Origin of the sequence: Micromonospora haikouensis (assembly GCF_000876225.1) — a bacterium.
GTDB classification, from domain to species: domain Bacteria; phylum Actinomycetota; class Actinomycetes; order Mycobacteriales; family Micromonosporaceae; genus Micromonospora; species Micromonospora haikouensis.
Window position 1 is genome coordinate 1,215,614 of the sequence record NZ_JXSX01000003.1, and the last position, 25,104, is coordinate 1,240,717.

General features: G+C 68.8%; 15 protein-coding genes and 2 pseudogenes. 8 read left to right on the forward strand and 9 right to left on the reverse strand.

Features of this window, described 5'->3' with window-relative positions; translation table 11 throughout:
- Positions 1 to 147: 147 nt before the first annotated feature.
- The 4 genes from TK50_RS35510 to TK50_RS26710 all read left to right on the forward strand — a co-directional run bounded on the left by TK50_RS35510 (position 148) and on the right by TK50_RS26710 (position 13,097).
- Entirely contained in the window at positions 148 to 10,878 is a 10,731-nt protein-coding gene (locus TK50_RS35510; RefSeq protein ID WP_052503931.1) for a LamG-like jellyroll fold domain-containing protein, read from the forward strand.
- Between the two features lie 50 nt (positions 10,879 to 10,928).
- Positions 10,929 to 11,360 (forward strand): hypothetical protein, encoded by a 432-nt coding sequence (locus TK50_RS33940; RefSeq protein WP_144420401.1) that lies wholly within the window; start codon positions 10,929 to 10,931, stop codon positions 11,358 to 11,360.
- Positions 11,361 to 11,627: 267 nt separating this feature from the next.
- On the forward strand, positions 11,628 to 12,143 hold the full coding sequence (locus TK50_RS33945; protein ID WP_144420402.1) for an SMI1/KNR4 family protein: 516 nt from the start codon (positions 11,628 to 11,630) through the stop codon (positions 12,141 to 12,143).
- A gap of 342 nt (positions 12,144 to 12,485) precedes the next feature.
- Positions 12,486 to 13,097: a DUF416 family protein gene (locus tag TK50_RS26710; RefSeq protein WP_043968121.1), complete on the forward strand. Its 612-nt coding sequence runs from the start codon at positions 12,486 to 12,488 to the stop codon at positions 13,095 to 13,097.
- Between the two features lie 581 nt (positions 13,098 to 13,678).
- On the opposite strand, the pseudogene TK50_RS33200 reads toward TK50_RS26710, so the two are convergent.
- From TK50_RS33200 to TK50_RS26730, 5 genes and pseudogenes are all read right to left on the reverse strand, one after another.
- Positions 13,679 to 13,891 (reverse strand): annotated as a pseudogene (locus tag TK50_RS33200) (tyrosine-type recombinase/integrase); the annotation flags it as partial.
- Positions 13,890 to 14,660: pseudogene (locus TK50_RS26715) on the reverse strand (VirB4 family type IV secretion system protein); the annotation flags it as partial. The pseudogenes TK50_RS33200 and TK50_RS26715, both read right to left, overlap by 2 nt.
- 47 nt (positions 14,661 to 14,707) lie before the next feature.
- Complete coding sequence (locus TK50_RS26720; RefSeq protein WP_043968122.1) at positions 14,708 to 15,601, reverse strand: PrgI family protein; 894 nt, start codon at positions 15,599 to 15,601, stop codon at positions 14,708 to 14,710.
- A complete protein-coding gene (locus TK50_RS26725) occupies positions 15,598 to 16,509 on the reverse strand; it encodes a conjugal transfer protein TrbL family protein (protein ID WP_043968124.1) in 912 nt (303 codons plus the stop codon). The genes TK50_RS26720 and TK50_RS26725 overlap by 4 nt, the downstream gene beginning before the upstream one ends.
- 14 nt (positions 16,510 to 16,523) lie before the next feature.
- A complete protein-coding gene (locus tag TK50_RS26730) occupies positions 16,524 to 16,811 on the reverse strand; it encodes a pilin (protein WP_043968126.1) in 288 nt (95 codons plus the stop codon).
- A 624-nt stretch (positions 16,812 to 17,435) separates the two neighbouring features.
- Here TK50_RS26730 and TK50_RS26735 point away from each other — a divergent pair.
- Both TK50_RS26735 and TK50_RS26740 read left to right on the forward strand, forming a co-directional pair.
- The gene (locus TK50_RS26735) at positions 17,436 to 18,806 is read left to right on the forward strand and encodes an SNIPE associated domain-containing protein (RefSeq protein WP_241774118.1); all 1,371 of its coding nucleotides are present in this window, start codon (positions 17,436 to 17,438) and stop codon (positions 18,804 to 18,806) included.
- Positions 18,807 to 18,883: 77 nt separating this feature from the next.
- Positions 18,884 to 20,701, forward strand: coding sequence for an exonuclease domain-containing protein (locus TK50_RS26740; RefSeq protein ID WP_043968128.1), 1,818 nt, complete (start codon positions 18,884 to 18,886; stop codon positions 20,699 to 20,701).
- 187 nt (positions 20,702 to 20,888) lie between these two features.
- Here TK50_RS26740 and TK50_RS26745 read toward each other — a convergent pair whose 3' ends face one another.
- From TK50_RS26745 to TK50_RS26760, 4 genes are all read right to left on the reverse strand, one after another.
- Positions 20,889 to 21,344, reverse strand: coding sequence for a SitI3 family protein (locus TK50_RS26745; RefSeq protein WP_043968131.1), 456 nt, complete (start codon positions 21,342 to 21,344; stop codon positions 20,889 to 20,891).
- A 16-nt stretch (positions 21,345 to 21,360) separates the two neighbouring features.
- Positions 21,361 to 21,717 carry a CdiA C-terminal domain-containing protein gene (locus tag TK50_RS26750; protein ID WP_043969412.1) on the reverse strand — a complete coding sequence of 119 codons (357 nt, stop codon included), beginning with the start codon at positions 21,715 to 21,717 and terminating at the stop codon, positions 21,361 to 21,363.
- A gap of 230 nt (positions 21,718 to 21,947) precedes the next feature.
- Entirely contained in the window at positions 21,948 to 22,475 is a 528-nt protein-coding gene (locus TK50_RS26755; RefSeq protein ID WP_043968134.1) for a DUF6244 family protein, read from the reverse strand.
- A gap of 116 nt (positions 22,476 to 22,591) precedes the next feature.
- The gene (locus TK50_RS26760) at positions 22,592 to 23,368 is read right to left on the reverse strand and encodes a hypothetical protein (protein WP_043968136.1); all 777 of its coding nucleotides are present in this window, start codon (positions 23,366 to 23,368) and stop codon (positions 22,592 to 22,594) included.
- Between the two features lie 284 nt (positions 23,369 to 23,652).
- Between TK50_RS26760 and TK50_RS26765 the strand changes: the two genes are divergently transcribed.
- Positions 23,653 to 24,228 carry a hypothetical protein gene (locus TK50_RS26765; protein ID WP_241774119.1) on the forward strand — a complete coding sequence of 192 codons (576 nt, stop codon included), beginning with the start codon at positions 23,653 to 23,655 and terminating at the stop codon, positions 24,226 to 24,228.
- A complete protein-coding gene (locus TK50_RS26770; RefSeq protein ID WP_043968138.1) occupies positions 24,221 to 25,060 on the forward strand; it encodes a TRM11 family SAM-dependent methyltransferase in 840 nt (279 codons plus the stop codon). Before TK50_RS26765 ends, TK50_RS26770 begins: the two co-directional genes overlap by 8 nt.
- Positions 25,061 to 25,104 lie beyond the last annotated feature (44 nt).

Consider the following 25,104-nt stretch of genomic DNA (forward strand, 5'->3'; position numbering starts at 1 on the left):
CTCTCGGTGTGATCTGATCAACGGGGGAGGGCTGCCATGGGCGGTCGGTGGCAGCATGCTCAGCTAGCGGTACGTGGCCGCCCCGGCCGCCGTCGTCGACGTCGGGCCACCGGTCGCCTGGCGATCGTCCTCGTCTTGACGATGCTGATGACGGTTGCCGCTCCGAAGGCGCCGCTGCCTCACCAGGGCAACACCGGGTTCCCGCTGTCCTGGCTGTCTGACCTGCTGGCGCTCAGGTTCTCGTGGGCCGACCCGGCGGTTCCGAAACAGCAGATGGGCCGGTCGCCCCAGCGGGGGCACTACGTCGACTCGCCGACCGTGCAGGACCGTAGCGCCGTGCGGCCTGCCCCGGGCGAGCTGGCGCTGCACACGTCGCGCAAGCCCGCCACGGGCAAGCGCACCACCCGCTCCGCCGACGGGTTCGACCCCGCGGCCAGCAGGCACGTCCCGGAGGCGTCCACCAGCACCTCCGATGTCTTCCAGAACCCGGACGGCTCCTATACCCGCCGGGTGCGGCAGAGCCCGGTGAACTTCAAGGACCGGCAGGGACGCTGGCAGCGGATCGACAACAGCCTCACCTCCGCCGGCGGGCGCCTGCGGGCCAGGGCCGTCCCGATCGACGTGTCCCTCGCCGGAAGCACCGATCCGGGGACCCCGCTGGTGCGGATGGGTCTCCCGGGTGGGCAGAGCCTCGGCTACGACCTGGCCGGAGCCGCGCCCAGCACGGCGTCGGTCGAGCGCGGTGTCGCCACCTATCCGGGCGTGTTTCCCAACGTCGACCTGACGCTCCGCGTCAGCGGCAACGCGGTCAAGGAGAGCCTCGTCTTCCACTCGGCGGACGTGACGACCGAGTACCTGTACCCGCTGCACCTGACCGGCCTGACGGCGCGCGTCGACGACAACGGCGCGGTGCGCTTCCTCGACGGGGACGGCACGGCGGTCGCCGTCATGCCGGTCGGGTGGATGCAGGACTCGGCGGTGGACCGGACCGGGGCGAAGGCGACCTCCCACGACATCCGCTACGCCATCGTCGAGCACGGCGACGGGCAGGCGCTGAAGGTGTCGATCGACGGCGCCTGGCTGCGGGACCCGGCACGGAAGTTCCCGGTGGAGCTGGACCCGACCACCGGCACCATCGCCACGAACACCGACGACACGTACGTGCAGTCGGACAGCACCACCGCACGGTTCACCGCGGACAACGTCGCTGTCGGGTCGTTCGGCACCGGCAGCGCCAAGGCGCTGCTGCCCTTCCCCACCTTCGGCACCACCTACGCGGGCAAGCGGCTCAGCGCGGCCGACCTGAACGTGTTCATGAGCTACCAGGGCCTCGGCGGGGAGTGCGCCGCCCGCCGGTTCGACGTGCACCGGGTGACGCAGAGCTGGTCGGCGGCGTCGGTCACCTACAGCAACTTCCCCTCCTACACGAGCTCGATCGGTAACGCGTCGCCGAGTAGCGCCGCCGCGTGCGGCAACGTCAACGCGGTCCGCACCGTCGGCACCTGGGTGTCCGTGCCGTTGAACGCCACCGAGGTCAACGAGTGGGTGACCGGTGCGAGCAACTACGGGCTCGCCCTGACCGCCTCGGAGACCGACACCGTCGCGTGGAAGCGGTTCACGTCGGCCAACGCCGACCTGGACTGCAACAACAGCGTCTACGGGCTGATCGACTGCGGCCCCTTCATCGACGTCACCTACACCGACAACGTCGCCCCGCAGGTCGACCTGCGGTACCCGACGAACAACGGCACCGTCGACACCCTCACCCCGGAACTGATCGCCCAGGGCCACGACCCGGACAACTGGCCGGCGAAGGGCCTGCGGTTCAACTTCCTCATCTACAACGACCAGGCGACGCAGATCACCAGTTCCGGCTGGGTGGCCGGCGGCGTGTGGAAGGTCCCCGCCGGGGTGCTGGAGTGGAAGAAGACCTACCTGTACGCGGTCCAGGTCAGTGACTACTCCTCCACCGGCGCCACCACACCGATGTACGCGTTCACCCCCCAGGTGCCACAGCCCCCGGTCACCTCCGCGCTCGCCCAGAACGGCGGCAAGGGCTACGACGGCAACGTCGGCAACTACACGACCTCCGACACCGACGCGCAGGTCACCACCGTCGGACCGGCGCTGGCCGTCAACCGCGACTACAACAGCCTCGACACCAGGACCGACAACGCCTTCGGTCGAGGCTGGTCGTCGATCCTCGACATGCGCACCTCCGAGAACCGCGACGCCTCGAACACCCTGCAGACGGTGACGGTGCGCTACCCCGACGGGCAGGAGGTGGCGTTCGGCCGCAACAACAGCGGCACCTGGGTCGCGCCGCTGGGCCGCCACTCGGTGTTCAAGCCGATCACCGGCGGGTACTCCCTGACGGACAAGGACGCCACGTCCTACGAGTTCACCCAGGCCACCGGGACCGGCGTGCACCGGATCACGAAGATCGCCGACGCCTCCGGCCGCGCGTTGACCTTCCAGTACGGCACCGGCGGCCGGCTGGAGACGATGACGTCGGCGGCGTCCAACCGGAGCCTGTCGTTCACCTGGTCGACGCCGCCGACCGCCACGGTCGCGCACGTCGCCACCGTCAGCACCGACCCGGTCGTGCCGGCCGACCCGGGAACCGTCCAGACCTGGACCTACGGCTACGACGGCGACCTGCTCACGTCGGTCTGCGAACCCGACGCCGGCACCCAGTGCGACACCTACGGCTACACGTCGGTATCCCAGCACGTCAACACCGTCCTCAACAGCGACCCGTACGCGTTTTGGCGCCTCAACGACGCCCCGAACGCCACCGCCGCCCTCAGCGCGGTGATCTCCAAGGACGGCGCCGACACCGGCACCTACACCGACGTCACCCTCGGCGGCGCGGCGGCGCTGCCGGACTCGACGTCGACGTCCGCGACGTTCAACGGCACCACCTCACGTGTCGCCCTGCCCGCGAAGGCCGTCGCCGAAAGCGCGTACCAGTCGATCGGCCTGTGGTTCAAGACAAGCACCCCCAACGGGGTGCTGTTCAGCTACCAGAAGGACCAGGTCACGCCCGCCGCCACCACATCCGCGGCATACGTCCCCGCCCTCTACGTCGGCTCCGACGGCAGGCTCCACGGCGAACTGGGCACCGCGAACCCGGCGGGCGCGATGTCCTCGCCCGGCCCGGTCACCGACGGACAGTGGCACCACGTGGTCCTCGCCGGCAACGGCGGCAGCCAGCAACTGTTCCTCGACGGCACCCAGATCGGCAGCCTGACCGGCGCGATCAACCTGCACAGCCTCGACGCCGGCAACGCCTACCTCGGCGCCGGGTTCCTCGGCGGCGCCTGGCCCAACCAGCCGCACAGCACGCCGACGGCCACCTTCTTCACCGGGTCGATCGCCGACGTCGCCTACCACAACCGGGGCCTGACGGGCACGGACGTCGCCGCGGCGTACGAGTCGGGTCGCGCCGGCACCCCGCAGCTGTCCCTGGTGACCAGCGCCTCCGGGCGGGTCCAGGCCCAGGTCGTCTACCACAGCATCACCGGCCGGGTCGCCCAGATCACCGACGAGAACGGCGGCGTGTGGAAGGTCGGCGCGCCGTCCGCGTCCGGGTCCAGCCTGGTGTACATGTCGTCGGTGCTGGGCTCGCAGCCCACTGACTACTGGCGGCTGGGGGACGTCGAGGCGCCGGCCGATGCCGTCAACGTGGTGCACAGCCACGAGGCCCGCTACAACGCGGTCACCTTCGACACCAACCAGTCGGACACCAGCCCGTTCTCCGACACCTACGGCGCGATCTTCAACGGCACCTCGTCCTACGTGCGACCATACAATCCCGCCAACCAGGTCTATCCGGGCGTCGACTTCCCGCTCGTGGACAACACGACCGTCGAGATGTGGTTCAAGACGCCCGCCAACCACGCCGCCAGCGGGGTCCTCTACTCCTACCAACGCAACGAGCTGAACAACGCCCCCGCCACCACGAACTGGACGCCCGCGCTGTACGTCGGCGCCGACGGCCTGCTGCGCGGCGAGTTCTACAACGGCACCTGGAACGCGCCCATCACCTCCACCACGAAGGTCAACGACGGCAAGTGGCACCACGTGGTGCTGTCCGCGTCGACGACCCGGCAGACCCTCTACCTCGACAACAAGATCGTCGGCTTCCTCGGCGCCATGGTCGCCACCAACGCCACCGTCTCCTACCTCGGCGCCGGCACGACCAAGGGTTGGCCCAGCTCGTCGGGGGACGTCAGCTACTTCAAGGGCAACATCGCCGAGTTCGCCTACTACGACCGGGAACTCCCATCGGCGGAGGTCGACGCCCACTACCGGGCCGCGAAGAGCGCCGCGCAGACCGGCCCCACGGCGACCCTGACCCCCGTCGCCACCGTCACCACCACCGACCCGGCAAACAAGACGTCCACCGACGTCTACGACATCGTCAACGGCAACCGGCTCATCGCCGCCACCGACGCGCTCGGCCGGACCACCTCCTACGGCTACGACGTCGGCGGCTTCGAATCCGTGGAGTTCGACCCGCTCGGCATGAAGACGGCCTCCGGCCGCGACGTGCGGGGCAACACCATCCGCTCCACCGTCTGCCGCGACCAGACGACGTGCGACAGCACGTACTACAAGTACTGGCCCGACTCCACCACCGTGAACCTCACCCCGGACCCGCGCAACGACCAGCTCATCGAGGTGCGCGACGCCCGCTCGCAGGGCGCCACCGACAACACCCACCTCACCAAGCTGGGCTACGACACCGCCGGCAACCGGGTCAGCGTCACCTCCCCACCCGTCCCCGGCTACGCGTCCGGGCGGACCACGACGATGACGTACTCCACCGCGACGACACCCGCGGTCGGGGGCGGCACCGTCCCACCCGGCCTCCCGCTGACCACCGTGTCGGCCAAGGGCGCCACGCAGCAGACGCAGTACAACTCCGCTGGCGACGCCGTCCGCATCACCGACCCCGCCGGGCTGGTCACCGAGTTCACCTACGACGGAATCGGCCGCACCCGCACCAAGACCGTCAAGGCCGAAGCGCCCGTCGGTGACCTGACCACCACCTACACCTACGACGCGGCCGGGCAGGTCGTCGAGCAACTCGACCCGCCGGTGCTCAACCAGGTGACCGGCGCGACCCACACGGCCAGGACCACGACCACCTACGACGCCGACGGCAACGTCACCTACCGCAAGGTCGAGGACACCACCGGCGGGGACGCGCCCCGCGACTCCACCAGCGACTACAACCTGCACGGTCATCTGGTCAAGACCGTCGACGCCGTCGGAGCAGTCACCCTCTTTGAGTACGACGACTACGGCAACACCACCAGAACCGTGGCGTGCGCCACCAGCCCACCCCCGACGAGCCCCTGCCCGACCGGCGACGTCCTGCGCGCCAAGACGGAAACCTACGACGCGGCCGGACAACAGCTCACCACCACGATCACCGGCGCCGACGGCACCAACACCCGCGTGTCGTCGAAGGCCTACTACGCCAACGGCAACCTCGCCTCCGACACCGACGCCATGAACTGGGTGACGGAGTACGAGTACGACTTCAACGACAACGTCACGAAGGTCACCCGCACCGACGGCGTCAAGCGGTTCGTCCGCGAGGAGAACAGCGTCGACGCCATCGGCAACGTCATCAGCCAGCGCGCCGACAACGGTGCCAACTGGACCACCTACAGCTACGACGCCGCCGGGCGGCTCGTCTCCTCGACCGAGCAGCCGGGCGACCTCGAACGGGTCACCAAGTACTCGTACGACGCCGACGACCACGTCGTCAGCACCCAGAGCCTCGTCGGGCAGCTGCAAACGCCCCTGCAGACCGTGGAGAACACCTTCGACCCGATGGGCCGGGTGACCTCGGAGAGCGTCAGCGTCAAGAGCGGGGCGCTACCCACCGGTTGGTGGCGGATGGAGGAGGCGGCGGGCTACGAGGCGTACGACTCCTCGCCGTCGCAGCGCACCCTCTACTCGTACAACGGCCCGGTTGGCCGCTCCGACGGCGCCGCGCTGTTCACCCGCACCAACGTTCTGCAGACCATGCAGCCGTCGCTGAACACCACCCAGTCGTACTCGGTGTCCGCCTGGGTCAAGCTCAGCGACCTCAACCAGGACCAGACGGTCGTCGGCGAGGGCGGCAACAACAACGGGGCCTTCTTCCTCAAGTACAGCAAGTCCTACAACCGGTGGGAGTTCGCCGCCGCCCGGACGGACACCACCTCCACGACCTGGAGCGCCGCGCGCTCCAGCGCCGTGCCGGCCGTGAACACCTGGGCCCACCTGGTCGCCGTGTTCGACGCCGGCACCAAGGAGATGAGCCTGTTCGTCAACGGCTCGCTGTCGGGGAGCACCACCCAGCCCACCCCCTGGAACGCCGTCACCCCACTGTCCGTCGGCGGCATCCTCATCGGCCCCAACGAGGCGCAACTGGTCAACGGCGCCATCGACAACGTGCAGATCTTCCAGGAGGAACTCAGCGCCGACGAGGTCGGCACCCTCTACGGCGGCGGCAACGGCCGCAAGGCCACCACGACGGTGACCCCGAAGAAGCTGACCACCAGCTACACCGTCGACAAGCGCGGCCTGATCACTGCCGTGACCGACCCGATGGGCAACGTCACCACCTACGAGTACGACGCCCCCGGCAACCTGGCCAAGGTCGTCGCCCCGCCGGTGTCCACGGAGACGTTCGGCGGCGGCGCGCCCGTGCCGGCGGTGCCCGTGTCCCGCACCGGCTACAACACCTTCGGCGAGCCGACCGAGACCCAGGACCCGCTGACCAACGTCCTCACCACCCGCTACGACGCCGTCGGCCGACCGATCAAGACCATCCGGCCCGCCTACACGCCACCTGGCGGCAGCCCGATCCCCGCCGCCGAGACCACCACCGCCTACGACGGGCTCGGCCAGGTCGAGTCCACCACCGACGCCCGCGGCAAGACCACCACCTTCGAGTACGACGCGCTCGGCAACACCGTGCAGGTCACCAACCCGGCCGGCAAGGTCACCACCGCCGCGTACGACAAGGTCGGCGACCTCCTCGAGACCGTCGACCCCACCGGCGCCAAGACCACCGCCACGTACGACTACCTCGGCCGGGTGCTCACCCGCAGCCAGGTCGTCCGCCAGCCCACCCCGATCACCAACACCACCACCTACGACTATGGCACCGGCGCGTACGGCAACACCCCCGCCGCCGGACCCTGGCTGCGCAAGGTCACCACCCCGGAGGGCGTTACCACCTCCACCACCTACAACTGGGTCGGCGAACCCCTCACCGTCACCGACGGCGCCAACAACGTGACCACCACCGACTACGACGGTCTCGGCCGCCCGGTCCGCACCATCCTGCCGGACCTGACCAGAAGCACCGTCGCCTACGACGGCGTCGGCCGTCCCACGATGGTGCAGAACCTCGACGCCAGCAACGTCGTCCAGACCACCGAGAAGATGGGCTACGACGACAACGGCAACCTGATCTGGGTCAAGGACGCCCGCGGCACCACCACCAACTTCGGCTACGACGCCCGGGGCAACCTCACCAGCGAAACCCAACCGGTCACCACCACGACCGCCATCGGCACCTCCTTCGGCTACGACCTTGCCGGCAACCAGACCCGGTTCACCGACGGCCGCGGCAACGCCTTCTGGACCACCTACAACTCGTGGGGCCTGCCCGAGTCGCGGATCGAACCGGCTACCCCGGCCTACCCCAACGTCGCCGACCGCACCTTCACCGTCGCCTACGATGCCCTCGGCCGCCCCGCCCGCCAGGACTCACCCGGCGGCGTCACCGTCACCAACACCTACGACGACCTCGGCCAGCTCACCCGGGTCGCGGGCAGCGGCGCCGAGGCCACCACCACCGACCGCGTCTTCGACTACGACGACGCCGGCCGCCTGACCTCGCTGTCCGTCCCCTCCGGCACGAACACCATCGGGTACGACGACCGGGGCCTTCCGCTGACCATCACCGGCCCCACCGGCAGCAACTCCTTCTCGTACAACCGCGACGGCAGCATGACCGCCCGCACGGACGCCGCCGGCACCACCAACTACACCTACGACGTCGCCGGCCGGCTCAAGACCACCGCCAACCCCACCACCGGCATCAACGTCGCCGTCACCTACAACAAGACCTCCCAACCGGCGACGATCACCTACGGCACCAACAACAACGTCCGCACCCTCGCCTACGACCCGCTGCACCGACTCAAGACCGACACCCTCAAGAACTCCGCCGGCACCGTCACCCTCGGCTCCATCACCTACGGCTACGACAACAACGGCAACGAAACGTCGAAGACCACCACCGGGCTCGCCGGATCCGCGAGCAACACCTACACCTACGACCTCGCCGACCGGCTCACCTCGTGGAACAACGGCACCACCAACACGACATACGCCTACGACGACTCCGGCAACCGCACCCAGAACGGGTCGAGGACCTTCACCTACGACGCCCGCAACCAACTCAGCACCCAGAACGACGGCACCACCTACACCTACACCTACACCGCCCGCGGCACCCTCCGCAGCACCGCCAACGGGTCCGCCGCGTACGCCACCGAGACCGACGCCTTCGGCCAGGTCATCACCCAGCAGGGCACCGGCGGCGCCAGCACCACCTACACCTACGACGCGCTCGGCCGGGCGCTCAAACCCGGCTTCACCTACACCGGCCTCGGCAACGACCTCGCCAGCGACGGCACCGCCACCTACACCCGCGGCCCCTCCGGCGAACTCCTCGGCACCGGCAGCGGCACCGGCGCCGGATCCCGATACACCTGGACCGACCAGCACACCGACGTCGTCGCCCAGTTCACCGCCACCGGCACCACCATCGCCGGCTCCACCACCTACGACCCCCTCGGCAAGGTGACCGCCACCAGCGGCATGGTCGGCAACCTCGGCTACCAGTCGGAGTGGACCGAATCCCTCACCGGCCGCGTCAACATGCACGCCCGCTGGTACAACACCACCACCGGCCAGTTCGACACCCGCGACAGCGCCGACGTCAGCCCCGTCCCCGACTCCATCACCGCCAACCGCTTCCAGTACGGCGACGGCAACCCCCTCACCACCATCGACCCCACCGGACACTTCGGCTGGTCCAGCTTCAAGCGGGGCATCTCCAGCGCCGCGAGGGTCGTCACCAACCCCGTCTCCACATTCCGCGCCGCCGCCAACTACACCGCCTCCACCTTCAAGTACGTCTCCTCCGGCCGCGCCTGGAAAGACGTCAAATCCAGCGCCAAGAAGGTCACGAGCAAGGCCACCAAGGCCTGGCACACGGTCAAGAAGACCACCGTCCGCTGGGCGAAGAAGAAGACCCAAGCCCTCAAGGACGCCTACCACGCCACCCGCAGCTGCCTGTCCAAGGGCGTCGGCAAGTGCGTCAAGGAAACAGCCAAGAAAACCGTCAAGAAGACCATCGACAGCGCCAAAGCCACCGTAAAGGCCATCAAGAAGGACCCCTGGCGGTTCGCCGCCACCGCCGCCGCCGGCCTGATCGCCACCGTCGCCATCGGCGCCCTCTGCGCCACCGGCGTCGGATGCCTCATCCTCGCCGGCGCCGCCGCGGGGGCGCTCGCCTCAGGAACCGGCTACATGGTCGACGTCTCCCGCGGTGACCAGGAGTTCTCCTGGAGCGGCCTCGCCGGCACCATGATCGAAGGTGGTCTCGACGGCGCCGCGTCCGCCGGCCTCGGACGACTCGGGGGAGCGCTCGGCACCCGGGCGCTCGGCGGCGCCGCCGGCCGGCTGCCGAGCCTGGGCAGCCGGATGCCTGGCGGCAGCGCGGTGAAGGCCGGTGGTGGCTCCTCGGCCCGCGCCGCAGCGACCAAGAGCGGCGGAGGTCGGGGCGGGAGCGGTGGCGGTGGTTCGTCGGTGCGTACGGTCGACCGGTCCTCGGGTGGCGGCTCGCCGCAGGCGGGGTCGGGCCGCCGGCAGGAGAACTGCCACAGCTTCGACCCGTCGACCCGGGTCCTGCTCGCCGACGGCAGCAGCCGCCCCATCTCCGCGCTCCACATCGGCGACAAGGTGGCGGCTACCGATCCGCACAGCGGCCGGACCGAGGCGAAACGCGTCACCCAGCTGCACCTCAACCAGGACCGTCAGCTGACCGACGTCACCGTACGCGACACGTCCTCGGGCAAGCGGACGGTCCTGAAGACCACCGAGCACCACCCGTTCTGGGACGCGACCGAACGGCGCTGGGTCGACGCCGGCAAACTCACGCCCGGCCACCGGCTGCTGGTCCACGACGACAAGCGCCTGGAAGGCGACGGCACCGGCGCCGGCATGGGTGGCGGCGGACCCGGCCGCCAGGTCACCGTCACTGCGGTACGCAACCACACCGGCGACCAGCCGATGTACGACCTCACCGTTGCCGACATCCACACGTACTATGTGATCGCCGGCACCGCGCCGGTCCTCGTCCACAACTGCGGCGGGCCGAGTGAGCTCGATGCCAAGCTTGCCCGCGACCGCGCGGAAGACCTTCAGGGGTTGCGAAATGACTACCCGAATGCGGCGAATCATGGAACGACATCAGTGATGGGTGTGTACAGTAAGGCAACGGGGAAATGGACGAATCATATCGCCGTTAACGGTGACGGCTCAATGCCCGTCGGGTGGACGCTTGGGCGGAACGAGAAGTTCGTGCAGGGTGCCGGTCACGCTGAAGAGACGATTATAAATAACCTCGGTCCTGATGAGGTTGTAGGGTTTGGTGGGACGTCGCGAAATATCTGCTGGGACACCTGCTATCCGCTGCTTAATGGCAATGGAATGAGGTTCGGCGGTGCTGGGTATTTCGGCGGCCGAGCGGACAAGACTCCGTTTTCGTTGTTCTGGCAGGAGGACTGGTAGGTGTGAAGAGAGATGGTTTGCCGGAGGTGCTTGGCTATAAGGTGGGTGACGTGCTCTTGATCTCCGCGGAGGCGTCGGAAGCGCGCGTCGCAAGGGTGGCCCCTCGGCGACTGACCATCGCTTGGCCTTGGCGGGAGATTGATCCGGATTCGGAAAACTCATGGGATGGCACCTTGGGTTTTCCACGCGATCCCGACGCCTACGATTGGGTCAACACGCCCTGGAGGCTGGAGCCAGACCCTTCGGAGTTAAATAGCGGAGACGCGTGCTTCGTGGGGATTCCGCCAACAAAAGTTCGAGTCATCGGGATTGGGAGGTTCGACCCTCCTGCTGATTTCGGGTTCCTTCCTCGACCTGAGTATGTGCTTGAGGTGATTCCGGTTGACCTGGTTGATGACGGCGAGGCGGGATATGTTCTCTATCTGAACGGGCTGGAGCCAATTGAAATTGAAGTCGTGGAGGGTGAACCTTCTCCAAGCTGACTTTGCGGCTCCGGAGTAGAGTAAGCGGTTGATCAGAGCCCGGCCCGCCAGTGAGATGTAGGCTAACCATCTTCTGCAGGTCTAGTGACACGAAGACGAGCGGATCTCATCGAGGGTGGGATGCGGCGGGTAGGGCATCGGAGTGTGTTCCACATGTGTCTCAGTGGGGTTTGTTGAAGGTGTGGAGTTGTCAGCGGGTGACGGGTCGGCCTCGGGTGAGGTGGAAGTCTCTAATCCTGCAAGCCTGTCTGGGCATGGCGATTAGTGATGTTTGATCCGGAATCCTTCGAGCGGCTGGTTGAACCGCCTCAGGAGATGCCTCGGCAGGTTGACTGGGCTGTGGTCGAGTCTCGCATGGGGGTGGCTCTTCCCATGGACTATAAATGGCTGATAGGGCGCTATGGAATCGGCTGTTTCGGCGGGTTTCTATACATTTTCTGCCCCGAATCGTCTCGGCAGGGGCTTGATCTGGAGTATCAGCACGAACGCACCGGTTTGGCTTTAAGGTATCTGGCCGAGCGGGGGCACTCCCTTCCACGCGGTCCTGGTGACCTCCTTTCTTTTGGTTGCTCTGAGAATGGTGACGTCATGTATTGGATAGTTGGCCACGTCGGCGATTCCGGCCAGTGGAAAGTCGCTCTAGGGGAACCGCGCGGCCCATTGTGGGAAGAATTTGATGGTGGTGCCGTGGAATGGCTGGAAGCTGTTCTCGCAAGGCGAGTCAGAATGAACATATTCCCCAAGGACTTTCCCCGGCGAACCGTTCGTTTCCGGACGGTTTGATCCGCGTTGCGGACTACTTTTGCACGGTGCTGTGATTGGGGTGAGGTCAAAACTTCGTTTGCCTTGGCCCGCTGGCCTCTGAGCTTCACAACTTGGAAGATGGGGATGAGGCCGTCGATGAGATTGAGCGGCGATTCACGCGATCGAAAAGCCACTCACGGGTGAGTGGGCTCGCCTGCTCCTCAATTACTTCGGCGATGATATATGTTTCGGGCTGGCTTGGACGCTACTGCATCTGGTCGAGTCGGCTCCGCTGCCACCGGTTGCAGGCGAATCGTGTTACTGGAGGATCTCGCCCGATGGGATGAGCGCGGTTATGCGTACCTTCAGAAGGGAGAACTGATGGTAGCCCCGGTAGACTTCGATTCTCAGCGGCTGCGCGAAGGCCTTGCCAACCTCGCCCCGTGGCACCGTGTCGCCTTCGCGGTTAGCTGTGTTGAGGTGCTGATACCTGCATACTTGAAATTCAGCGAGTTGGAGGAGGCTGGCGATCGGGTCCTAGTTCGGATGTGGGTGGACGCGGTCTGGTCCGGGCTGCAGGGCGGCAACATGAGCAGCGCCATATCAGAGCTTCCTTCGCCGGACTCGATAAAGGAACTTTTGCCAGTTCAAGAAGAATGGAATGAGTGGGCGCCGCAAGCGGAAGATGCCATTGCCTCGCTTGTCTACCTCTTGGAGCTTTTGCGCGACGATAATGTCGACCTCGCTGTCTATGTTGCTGAGCGGGCGTATGCGGCAGCGGACGAGTTCGAAGCACGTGAACAGGATCTAGAGGTTATTGGAAGTGATGATAGTGAGGTGCTGTTGCAGGCTTCGTCGATCCAGGCCGAACTGCAGCGGCAGGTAGATGTCCTAAGTGCCCTGCAGGATCCTGTGGCCGACTCCTCTATAATTGCCGGTTTGCGGGCCGCTGCGATGCGAGTGCCTGTTGGTGGCTTGACGGGAGCCGGCTAAATAGTCTGACGAAGCGCGGTATGGGCGGCATGTCTGCCTTTTCGAAGAGCCCGGTGGCTGGCCATAGTGTGCGGACTTCTCGTGTCGCGTGAATGCAGGTAGGAGATGTCCGCGACTCGATGGTCGTCTCGTACGGATCGTCCGGATGCGGTTCTAGCTCAATGCGGTAGTGACCGAAGGTAGTCGTCTTCGTGGGACGAAGCCGTTCGTTGCGCTGTATCATCGGGTGCAATGTCGTGGCGTTGAGGCTCGGCCGGGCGTCGTCATGTCGGGCCGGGCTGCGAACCGGGGCCGGCGACGGGGCTCACTTAACCTTTCGTGGTCACGGCCCTGGTCACAGGTTTGGTGGTCGGCAGTGATAGCAGCCGGCATTGCGGTATCGTGGGCTACTGAATGGCCCGGTTTTGCGTACTTATCGGCATGATCCCCCACGCCGTGACAGAATTGTTATGTAACTGGGGGTCAAGGGGTCGTCGGTTCGAATCCGGCCGTCCCGACACTTGCTAAGGAACCCGTTGACCAAGGCGTATGCCCTGGTCAACGGGTTCTAATTCACTTCGTCCCGGTAGGGGATTGCTGATCTAGACGGCGCGTAGCTGGGGACCACTTGGGGACCGGCGCGCCTTCAAGTGGGCGCTGAGTGCCGTTCCCGCGTCAGTAATCGATTGTCGGTCGGGGTGCAGGTACCGCTGTGTCGTGGTCAGCGACCCGTGGCCGGCAATCTTGCGAAGCACGTGCACTGGCACCCCGGCGTCGGCCATCCAGGTCAGCCCGGTGTGTCGCAGGTCGTGTCGCCACGGTCGTGCCCTGGTACAGGTTGCGCAGCACTTCGAGCTTCACGAAGTAGCTCTTGCCTGCGCCGGAGCGGGCCAGGACGACCGAGTTGTGGTTGTCCTGCGCCCACCGGTTCCAGATCAGCACGCCGTTGCTGGTCGTGTTGACCCCGTAGAGGACCCCGTCGGGCGCGACGACGGCGCCCGGCGCGGGGGCGGCGAGGTCGGCCGAGGCGAGCGGGAACGCCGCCGCCAGGGCGGTGGTGTCGAGGACGCGGCGCATCCGCAGCGCGTCCACGCCGACGGGGAGGGTGGACACCCAACCCTGCTGGTGGCGGAACGTCGCCGGTTGCAGGTCCAGCAGCACGCTGGCGGCGGCCGACCTCACCCCCGCGACGGTTTCGTCCAGCTCGTCGAGGGTGCGGGCGTGGACGGTGACGTAGATGCCGACCTCGAACAGCTTCGCCGCCCCCCGGGCGACTCGTTCGGCGAGGTCCGCGGCGTCGGCCGCCGCCTCCACCATCGGGTCACCGAGCCGGCCGTGGTCGGCGTCGAGCCGACGCGACGATTCGAAGCGGGCCCGCTGCCGCTTGAGCATCGGCGCGGCCAGCTGCGACGTGACAGGGTCGAGGTGCACCGCGACGTCGACCCGGCCGGGGTAGGACAGCAGCGGGTCCAACCACGCCGGCCCGACCTCGGCCGGGTAGCCGCACACCACGTACGTGGCGGCGTACCCGTCGCCCACCTGCACGTGCCGGGGCGCGACCGACAGGGCCGCCGGGGACGGCATGCCGTCGGCGGCAACGGCGCTTCTCGTTCGGCTGGACTTTCTCAGGATCACGGTGTGCTCCGAAGGGTGATCGGGGTGCCGGGCACCGCGCGGGGACCGGACACCGGCGGGGAGAACGGATCGGCCACCTGCGCGAGGGCGGCGGTGACGGCCGGCCCGTCCAACGCGACGGCTTCGACACCCACGCCGGACAGGGCGCGCACGGCGGTGTCGGCCGCGTACGCGCCGATGACGACGGCGAGGACCTGCCGGCGCAACGGATCGCGGCGGCCGTCGAGGTCGACCAGGAAATCGGCGTAGTCGCCGGCGGCGGCCTGCAAGGCCGGATGCGGCAGGCGCGGCGCGTGGTCCACGGTCGCCTGCGCGTAGGCGGTCAGGTCGTGCCGTTGCGTGGCCACGACGAGCTGCGCCGGCCCGGTCAGCGAGTTGAGGAACCGCCCGAACCCGTCGAGCAACGCGGCCTGTTCGGTGCCGGTGCGCATGTGGATGTTCGTGGTGCCGCAGGCGATCAGGACCTTGTCGCCGCCCTCGCTGGTGAGAACCCCGGCCGGGGTGACGCCGGTGACCGCAGGGCGCAGCGGCGCCGGGACACGCGGCTCGCCGGCCACGACCACGACCGCGCTGGCCCGCGTCGCGCCCGGAGCGAAGGTGCGCGGGCTGCGCGACAGCAGGAACCCGTGGCGCAGCCACACATCCAGCGGCAGGCCGTCGCGGCGGCCGAGCGCCACCACGACCGCGCCGGCGAACACGACGACCCCGGCGACGATCCACGCCACCGGCGGCAGCAGATGCCCGAACCTGCGGTAGACACCGAACGCGGCCAGGCCGACGCCGCCGACGATGCCGAGCTGCCGGAACGTCAGCCCGAACGCGATGCGGTCCGGCTCGTTGACGTCCGCCGGGACGACCGCGCGGGGAGTCGTGTCATCCGTGCTGCTCATCTCGGCCTCCGTACCGGTAGGTGCCGGCCCAGGCCGCGGGGCAGCCCCTGGAGGGCGACCGTGCGCACGACGAGTCCGACGACGTCGGGCCCCCGGCCGCCCTGCTCGCCGACGAACCGGCGCATCAGGGTCGGGATCTTCACCGTGGTCCAGAGCACGACGACCACGAGCACGAGGTTGAGCGTGTCCGACCCGGGTAGCCCGAGCAGGATCGGCAGGTTCGACTCCGGGTTGATCAGCAGGTCGATGCCCGCCGAGAACACCACCGCCTGCAGGGTGGGTGTGGCCAGGCAGCCCAGGAGACTGCGCCACCACAGCTCGGCGGCGGCCTGCGTCCACGGGGTGGCATAGCAGGCCAGGGCCACCGGCCCGATGCCGGCCAGGACGACCAGCACCCCGACGCGCGCGATCCAACCGCCGACGAGCATGAACATCAGCACGACGATGAGCAGCCCGATGACGGCGGTGAGGAGCGCGGTGCCCTCGTCGGTCATCGCCGAGGAGATACGGGCCTGGACGAAGGTCACCGCCACGGTGGTCGGCGCGGCCTCGCCGGCCATCGACACGGTCAGGGCGTTCGCGACGTCGATGAGCGCGCCAGTCAGCGGCACCGCGAACGCGGACAGGACGAACCCGACGACGAGCCGGGGCGCCAGTTGTTTGACGCTGTAGCGGGTCTCCACCGAGTCGCCGACCATCGTGGCGGCGCCCGCGGCGACGATCGCGAGGACGAAGCAGGCGTTGACGACCAGCGACCCCTGCTCGGCGATCGACTGCACCTGCGGCAGGACCGTGACGTCCGGCGACACGAAGATGGACGAGGTCAGGAAGGCCAGCAGGCCGCCGAGAAGAGCAACGACCGTCTCGGCGAGCCAGCTGACCAGACCGTCCATCAGTACGTTGACCATCACCGGTGGCCGCCTCAGCCGCCGAGGATGCCCTGCAGCACCTGCAGGACCACCGGGGACAGCACGGCCAGGGCGTAACCGATCAGAGCCGACTTGAAGTTGCCCTTGGCCTGCTCGACCTGGGCCGGGTCACCCCCGGCCGCCATGTACCGCAGACCACCGATGACCAGGAACATCGTCGCGACGAGCGCGATGATGCCCATGATCCAGTCGGTGATGTTGGAGATGACCTGGCTGATGCTGTTCGCCGCCAACGGCTGAACGGCGGCGAGGTCGGACAGGACAACGAGAGTGGTGCGCATCGCGACCCTCCACAAGACTGTGCTGGCCGCCACGGTGGGGACCGGGCGAAGGGGATGTGGTCCGGTGGGGCGCTCCTCCCTTACCAGCGGTGAAGGGATAGCGGTGTCAGTACGCCGCGCCAGTCGTGCCGGACCACGGGCCCCGCCGGAAGGAAGGGTCCCCACCGGGCGGGCATGCCGTGGATGACATGCACCGCTCAGATCTCGACTGTCAGGCCGATCGAACCCCCGTTCTTCCTGTCAACCTCTGACAGGGCCGGTCATCGGGGCATGCGGTAGAAGGGCTGCCCACGTGTCCTTTGCTGGCCTGCCCGTTCCGCAGCAATGCTCGCTTTTGTCGGGAACTGGACTGAACTCCTCGTTTGGGTATTCGTGGCCGTCTGGACGGGCTGAACTGCCGGTCTGAGTCGTCGATGTCCGCCCGTGGGCTGCGGCGCTAGTTTCGTCGGGCCGTTGTGATGCCTGGGGAGAGCAATGGGATACCGCTTCAACGCACCGCCGAACTGGCCGACGCCTCCTGCCGGGTGGGTTCCACCGTCGGGTTGGACACCGGATCCCTCCTGGGGTCCTCCGCCGCCGGGCTGGCAGTTGTGGCTTCCGGACACTCCGGCTCCGGTGGCGCCCATGACGGCAGCCCCGCAGACTGCCGGTGCTCCTGCCGTCGTCCCGCACCAGCGCAGCGTCAGTGATCCGGACATTCCCCTGTTCGGTGCCCGGGGCAAGGCGCGTGAACTGGCCGCGGAGGGTACGCGGCTGCGCGCCGAGTTGGAGCAGGCGCGCGCCGAGCTGGCGGGGCTGCGGGCGGAGATGTCGCGCCTGGGCATGCTGTCGGTGTTGGAGTTGGAGCAGCAGCGGGACAGGCTCGGGCGTGAGCTCGCCGACTTGACGGCGAAGGGCAAGGCGCAGAAGGCCGAGCTCGACCGCCGACTTCGTGGGCTTCGGCAGCAGATCGTGGTCACCGAGGAGACCGCGCTGCTGCAGGAGGCCGGCGTCTACCAGTACCGGCACCCTCTGTCGGACGCGGTCGCCTACCAGAGCCAGCTCAGCCGGATCCAGGACCAGATCAAGGCCATGGCCAGGAAGGACGGGGGCGCGGTCAAGGCCGCTACCGGTTGGACGGTCAACGGCTCGGTCACGGAGGGCCGGGCGATGGTCCGGGACTTCTCCAAGCTGATGCTCCGCGCCTACAACGCCGAGGCGGACAACCTCGTACGCGGGTTGAAGCCGTACAAGCTCGACTCGGCCGTCGACCGGCTGGGGAAGGTGGCGGCCACGATCGCCAAGCTCGGCAAGACGATGCAGATCCGGATCGCTGAGGACTACCACCGGCTGCGAATCAAGGAGTTGGAGCTCACCGCCGACTACCAGGAGAAGCTGGCCGAGGAGAAGGAACGGGAGCGGGAGGAGAAGGCCCGGCTGCGCGAGGAGCGACGCGCGCAGCAGGAGATCGAACGCGAACGCGCCCGGCTCGACAAGGAACGCCAGCACTACGCCAACGCGTTGGCCGCCCTGCAGGCCAAGGGCGATACCGACGGTGCCGCGCAGATGCAGGACCGGCTGGCCCAGATCGACACCGCGATCCAGGACGTCGACCACCGGGCCGCGAACGTCCGGGCCGGCTACGTGTACGTGATCTCCAACCTCGGCGCGTTCGGCGAGAAGATGGTCAAGGTCGGGATGACCCGCCGGCTGGACCCGCTGGACCGGGTGCGGGAACTCAGCGACGCCTCGGTGCCCTTCAACTTCGACGTCCACGCCCTGTTCTTCTCGGAGGACGCGGTCGGCATCGAGGCGCAGATGCACGCACGGCTGGCCGACCGGCGGGTCAACCTGGTCAACCACCGCCGCGAGTTCTTCTACGCCACCCCGGAAGAGGCCAAGGAGCACCTGCTGGCGTTGACCGGCAGCCTGTTGCAGTACGAGGAGGTCCCGGAGGCCCTGGAGTACCGGCAGAGCCTCACCCAGGCGCAGGAGCAAGCGGGCGCGAGCGCCTGACGTTGTCGGGACAGTGGACAGCCGAGGCCGGTGCGGGCCGGTCGGGCCAGCGGAATCGTCAAGTAGGAGAGGTACGTATGTCGTCGGTCGGATTGTTCGCCTTCGGGTCAGCGGGCGGAAGCGGAGGTGTCGACCTGGGCGAGGCACCGTTCGTGGTGGTGGACGTGGAGACCACCGGGCTGTCGTCGAGGTCCGACCGGATCGTGGAGATCGCCCTGGTCCGCGTCGAGGGAGGCCGGGTGGTCGACGAGTGGGCCACCCTCGTCGACGCAGGCCGTGACCCCGGCCCGACGTTCGTCCACCACATCACGGCGGACATGCTGTCCGGCGCGCCGACCTTCGCCGACGTGGCGGGGGACATCCTGTCCAGGCTCGACGGTGCGGTGGCGGTGGCGCACAACGCCCGTTTCGAGGAGGGCTTCATCGCGCAGGAGTTCGCCCGCGCCGGCATCGACACCGCGCCCCTGCCGGCGGTGTGCACGCTGCGGTTGGCCCGACAGGTCCTGGCGGCGCCGAACTTCCAGCTCGTGTCCTGCTGCGCCGCGTACGGCATCGAGCTGCACGACGCCCACACCGCTCTCGGTGACACCCGGGCGACCGCCCAACTCCTCACCCGGCTCCTGGCGGACGCGCCCGCCCTCCGGTTCCCGTCCGCGCCCGTGCCACTGCCTCGGTACCCGCGCCACGCCCGGCCCCGCACCCGGGTAACCGGCCTGCGCAAGGGCACGGACGGGTGGATCCAGTCGCTGCTCGGCAAGTTGCCCTACTCCACGAGCGACGCCGACCCGGCGTCCGCCGAGGCGTACCTCGCCGCCGTCGGGGACGCCCTCAGCGACGGCAAGCTGACCGGCGTCGAGGCCAAGGCACTGGCCCGACTGGCCGGGCAGTCCGGCATGGGCGCCCAACAGGTACGGGACCTGCACCACCGCTACCTCGACGGACTGCGCGACGCCGCGCTCGCCGATGACATCCTGACCAGCACCGAGTACCAGCAACTCGTCACGGCCGCCCGACTTCTCGGGGAACCGGACTACTTCGCAGACCTCACCGCGCCCGAGGCGGAAACCACGCACCGAACCCGGGCGGTCAAGCAGAAGGGACAACGCGTCTGGTGCAGCCCGTCCGTGTCCGCCGACGCCCGGGACCGCCTCACCCGGGCCGGTTTCGTCCTGGCGTCGAACCTGACCCGCAACGTCGTCGCCGCCGTCGTCACCGCTGCCGACCGGGACGACGCGAAGGTCGCGCGAGCACGCGAACTCGCCATACCGATCCGCTCCGACCTTGCCCTCGACGACATACTGGGGACCACCGCCACGCCTTCCCCGGCACCCCACCAGCCTGGAGCCACCGGGGTGGGCGCGGAACAAGACGAGTCCCGCGACGAGCCGACACCGGCCGCCGCGGTGCCCGTGCCCACCCCACGCAGGCCGCAGGTCGTCGCCGGCTGGTACCTGGACCCGTCCGGGCGGTGGACCTACCGCTTCTGGGACGGCACGGGCTGGACCGAGCGGGCCAGCGCCGGAGACGGCCGCACCTGGTCGGACAGCACCGGCCTACCGCTGTGGTGCGCGCCCACGACGGACGGGCTGGTCGACGGCCAACAGCCGCACACCCTCACCGACCAGATCACGACGATGCAGAAGACCGACCTCCACGCGGCGCTGCTCCTGACCGTCCGATGCATCGACGCAGTGGAGAACGACGCACGCGTCAAGGGGCACGGGGTGGCTCCCTGGTACTACGAGAGGGCCGCCATCATCCTCGCCAGGCTGGGCGACCCCGCCGCCGAAGTCGCCGTGCTCGAACGATTCGCCCGACAGAGACACGCCCCCGGCGCCACACCGGCCCGGCTCCTCGAACGACTCAGACATCGCCAGGCCACGGCCCACGCGTAGCCGCCACCACCGTCCATGACCCGTGACGTGCCTGAGTGAATCTCCCTCACGGTGCGCTCGCGGGGCCCGCCTTCACATCCCCCTCGCTGTCACCGGCTGTGGCAACCCGGGATCGCCCCCGGTAAGCGGCAACCTTTGAACGCTGGTTCGGTGCCGTGCAGAGGGCAGTGGCGGAGCGGGGGCGGGTTCAGCCGGTGATGAGGTGGGTGAGGTGGTAGTGGTCCCACCAGTCGGTGCGGTGGTGCAGGCGGACGACGCCGTTGGTGCGGATCAGGAGGAGGTGGTTGCCGTCCTGGATGAGGGCGGCGTCCCCCTCCCGTCCGGCCAGGACCCTGGACACCGTGGCGATCATGTTGGGGATGGCTTTGTCGGCCAGGTCGTCGGCGTGGGGGGAGAAGGTGATGTTGACGTACGTGTCGGGTTCCCATTCCCAGCGGGCGTCGTCGTCGGCTTCGGCTTCGTAGTAGCCGTGGGTGCCGGCGCGGACGGTGATGGCGTAGCCGCGTTGGTCGTAGAGGCGGGCCGTGAACAGCCGCGGGTTCGCTGTCGGTCGCGGTGTCTCGTCGGGGTGTGCGGCGGTGAGGGCGGCGATCTCGTCGACGGGTGGATCGCCGGCGATGATCAGCCGGAACTCGACGCCCATGTCCGCCCCGCCTTCCTCAGTCTCGCCGGATGATCTGTTGGATCGTACCGTCGGGTTTCACCACGGCCAGTTCCTTCAGCCCGTCGATCGGCCAGTCGTCGAATTGCCGTCGTAGCGCGGCCGGGTCGCCTTCCCAGTCCTGGAGGTTCACTACCACCCGCTGGGTCTGCTCGTCGTCGATCTTCTCCCGGACCTGACTCCAGACGTTACGCACGGAGGTGTGGGCGGCGGGGGAGTAGCAGTCGAAGACGTGGCCTTCGACGAGGTAGTCGGGGTCCTTGTCCGGGTTGCCGTGGTCGCCGGTGCGTTCGCGGGCGTCGCCGGTCTCGGCTGGGGTGGGGTTCTGGTGCACCCGGTAGCCCCTGGCAGCCATGCTGTCGGCGCATTCGTTCTCCAGTTCCAGGGCCCGCCGGGTGCTGTCGTCCACCTTGGGCCCGATCCTGGTACGCGGTCCGGTGGGCGTGCCGCCGGGAACGCCGCTAGGTTGCCGGCTCCACGGCGGAAACACCTCACCCGCAACCCGGGCGTGACCGGGCTTGGCGGGAGAGGGGTCGGTGCTGGCGGCAGGAGTGGGGCTGGCCGGTGGGTGCCGGTCAGCCCCACTCAGTTTCCCGAGGCCCCGAGCTGCCGGGCCTGGCCGGTCGCCGCTTCTACGGCCTGCCCGGCGGTTGCGGCGCGTTGTACGAGCAGCACGAGGACCTGTTTGACGCCGTCGAGGGCCTGTAGAAGCGGCCCCGGTTGTCCGCCCTGCAGGACGACGCTGGCCAGGTGTCGGGTCTCGTCGAGGTGGCTGATCGTCGCGGTGGCGGACTCGCGGGCGGCGGTGATGCGCTGCTGCACCGGCGCGAGCGCGGCGATGGTTTCCTGCGCGGCAGCCTGCCGGGGAACCGCTGCGGCGGCCGTGGTCGCCTCCCCGACCGCCGCGGCGAGGCTGCCCAGCCCGCCCTGGATGGTGGAGACCGTCGCCCGTACCCGGGCGATCCCGGCAGCGACGCCGGCGAACCCTGCGGCGGCGGCCCGTAGGGCGATCTCCTGGGCCTGCCGGTCGACCGCCGCCGTGAGACCCTGGGCCCGCTCGACGCCCGCCGTCAGCGCCCGCAACTCCCCGATGATCTGTTCCATGCTCGACACGCGTCAGCCACCCCGACCGAGAACGAACTCCGGACCCCGCAACCTACCCGGACGAACCGGCCCAGGGGCACCCCGAACCGCCCGGACACGTCGAGGACGCCGGCCGTGTGATGCCGTCAGGCCGCCGCAGCGGCGGCTCGCTGGGCGGGCGGGCGCATCGCGCCGGAGAGGTCGCCTCGGGTGACGGCGGCAGCCACGACACGTTCGGCTCGCCTTCTGCGCATCCGCAGGACCGAGGCGGTCACGCCCCGCTCGGCGGCCAGTTGCTCGATCAGCGCGTCGCCGAACCGGGTTGCGCTGATCAGCTCGGCGGCGTCGGCGGTGATCAGTCCGGCGGCGGCTGCCCGGCCGAGCAGCAGGTCCGGATGCCCGTAGGGCATGCGCGGTGACCGCGAGCCGGTGGGCAGGTCCAGCGGGAGTTCCTCGCTGTCGTCGGCCTTGACGACGGCGGCGCCTGCGCGCCACGCGGCCCAGCACAGCCGTAGCCACAGCCGGGGCGGGGCGAGGTCCGCCGTGCGCAGGGCGTGGAGGAACCCGGCCAGCACCTCGGAGTCCACGTCGTCGGCGTGCCGGGCGTGGCCTCGGCTGATCTTCGCCGCGAGGTGCGTGAGCGCGGGCAGGGCCACGCCGATCGCGCCGACGACCCAGGCCGGCCCCCAACGGCGGGTGTGGTGGGCGAGTTGCCGCCACACCTCGTCGGTGGTGTCACTGTCGTAGCGGTTGAACATGAGCAGGGTGCGTAGCTCGTCCAGCGGCATCGTCGTGTCCGGCAGGCCCGGCACCGGGCGTGCGTCGAACACCAGCGGCGCGGGTTCGCAGGTCAGCAACTTGAACGCCTGCTCGGCGGTGCTCAGGGCCGTGACGGCCGTTCTGGTGCGGGTGGTCGGTGCCATCGTGATCGTTCCCCTCGGCGGTAGCGCTTCGCCCGACTGCGAAGGCTTCGAGACCCCCGATTGGGACAGCTCCACCTGACACCAGAAGGAGTTGTCAGACCGGGACAGGCCGCGTCCGTCCCGGTCAGGTTCGCGGCGGTGCCGACCGTCCACGTGCCCGCCCACTGGGTGACGGGGCGTGTGACCTGACCGGTTCGGTCAGATCGCCGGTGGGTTCGATCGACCTGACAGCCACGCACTGGGAATCGTCAGTACGTCCCGCCGGTCCGGGGGCCACCGCGCCTATGACCGACAGAAACCCGCACCAGGCACCGGTTCCCGTGGGGGACGTGGTGCCCGGCGACGCGCCCGTGCCGATCACCGTCTGGCCGGTCCCGGCCCCACCACAGGGCGAGACCATGTCCAACGCGATGGGCGTACGGCTGGTCCACAACCTCACCCACCCGTCCGACCTGGTCATCGACCTGGCCGTGGGCCCGCAGTTGGCCCGCGCGGTCATCGCCGCCCACCGCCGCAGCCATCTGCAGTCGACCCGGCTGCTCGGCTGGGGCCGGGAAGCGGCGACGCTGATCGTCACCGGCTGGCCCCCCGACGGCGGCGTCTCGGCGGTGGAGTTCTTCCTGCGCTGCCACGCGAGCCTCCTACCGGGCGGCTGCGTGGCCGTGCTGCTGCCGCACGGGGACGTGATCCTGCCGGTCGACGTGGTCATCGCCGCGAAGCGGGCCGGGCTGGCGTATCTGCAGCACATCGTGGCGGCCGACCGGCCGCCCCGGCGTGGTCAGCGGGCGCAGCTGGATATCCACACGGACGTGCTGATCCTGACCCGCAGCGCGACGCAGCCCGGAGGCGTCGATGGGTGAGTCCATGCCGGTGACGTCGGTGTGGCTGACCTGCCAGCAGCCGGCCCGGGACCAGCGGCGGGGCCGCTACGTGCCGGAGAGCTCCAGCCATCCGGGAAAGATGTTGCCCCACCTGGCCGCGCACGCGATCAGCTCGTACACCGCGCCGGGGGATCTGGTGTTCGACCCGATGTGTGGGGCCGGGATCACTCTGGTCGAGGCCATGCACCTCGGCCGGCAGGGGGTCGGGATCGACATCGAACCCCGGTACACCGCGCTGGCCGCCTCCAACGTCGCCCTGGCCGCGTCGCAGGGTGCGACCGGGTCGGCGCAGGTGTTCACTGGCGACGCCACGGGTCTGCTCGGCCTGGTGCCGGCGTCGGTGGTCGGCCGGGTGGGGCTGGTGCTCACCTCACCGCCGTACGGGCGCGGCACGCACGGCCTTGTGCGCGCGACGAGCGCCGGGGTCCGCAAGCGAGACCACGTGTACGGGGACCGGGAACGCGGCAATCTCGCCTACGGCGGATGGTCCCGCCTGTTCGACGGGTTCGCCGCGATCCTGGCCGCCAGCTACCGGCTGCTGCGTCCCGGCGGCATCGTGGTGATCACCTGCCGTCCGGTACGCCGCCAACGCGACGATCTGATCGACCTGCCCGGGCAACTGCTCGGGGTCGCCCGGTCGGTGGGGCTCGTGCCGGTGCAGCGGTGCGCGGCGATGCTCGCGGCCGTCCGCGACGGCCAGATCGTGCACCGGGCGAACATGTTCGGGCTCCTGGCCGTCCGCCGCGCCAGGGACGAAGGCATCCCCGTGCACCTGATCGCCCACGAGGACGTGCTGGTCCTACGTCGCTAACAGACTCCCGAGAGTTCAGGGAAGCTGACGGGCTCTCGACGTGA

Bases quoted from the DNA above. Each gene is read 5' to 3' on its own strand.
- TK50_RS35510 (WP_052503931.1), top strand. From the start codon at position 148: ATGACGGTTGCCGCTCCGAAGGCGCCGCTGCCTCACCAGGGCAACACC.
- TK50_RS33945 (WP_144420402.1), top strand. From the start codon at position 11,628: ATGTTTGATCCGGAATCCTTCGAGCGGCTGGTTGAACCGCCTCAGGAG.
- TK50_RS26710 (WP_043968121.1), top strand. From the start codon at position 12,486: ATGGTAGCCCCGGTAGACTTCGATTCTCAGCGGCTGCGCGAAGGCCTT.
- TK50_RS26720 (WP_043968122.1), bottom strand. From the start codon at position 15,601: ATGAGCAGCACGGATGACACGACTCCCCGCGCGGTCGTCCCGGCGGAC.
- TK50_RS26725 (WP_043968124.1), bottom strand. From the start codon at position 16,509: ATGGTCAACGTACTGATGGACGGTCTGGTCAGCTGGCTCGCCGAGACG.
- TK50_RS26730 (WP_043968126.1), bottom strand. From the start codon at position 16,811: ATGCGCACCACTCTCGTTGTCCTGTCCGACCTCGCCGCCGTTCAGCCG.
- TK50_RS26735 (WP_241774118.1), top strand. From the start codon at position 17,436: ATGACGGCAGCCCCGCAGACTGCCGGTGCTCCTGCCGTCGTCCCGCAC.
- TK50_RS26740 (WP_043968128.1), top strand. From the start codon at position 18,884: ATGTCGTCGGTCGGATTGTTCGCCTTCGGGTCAGCGGGCGGAAGCGGA.
- TK50_RS26745 (WP_043968131.1), bottom strand. From the start codon at position 21,344: ATGGGCGTCGAGTTCCGGCTGATCATCGCCGGCGATCCACCCGTCGAC.
- TK50_RS26750 (WP_043969412.1), bottom strand. From the start codon at position 21,717: ATGGCTGCCAGGGGCTACCGGGTGCACCAGAACCCCACCCCAGCCGAG.
- TK50_RS26760 (WP_043968136.1), bottom strand. From the start codon at position 23,368: ATGGCACCGACCACCCGCACCAGAACGGCCGTCACGGCCCTGAGCACC.
- TK50_RS26765 (WP_241774119.1), top strand. From the start codon at position 23,653: ATGACCGACAGAAACCCGCACCAGGCACCGGTTCCCGTGGGGGACGTG.
- TK50_RS26770 (WP_043968138.1), top strand. From the start codon at position 24,221: ATGGGTGAGTCCATGCCGGTGACGTCGGTGTGGCTGACCTGCCAGCAG.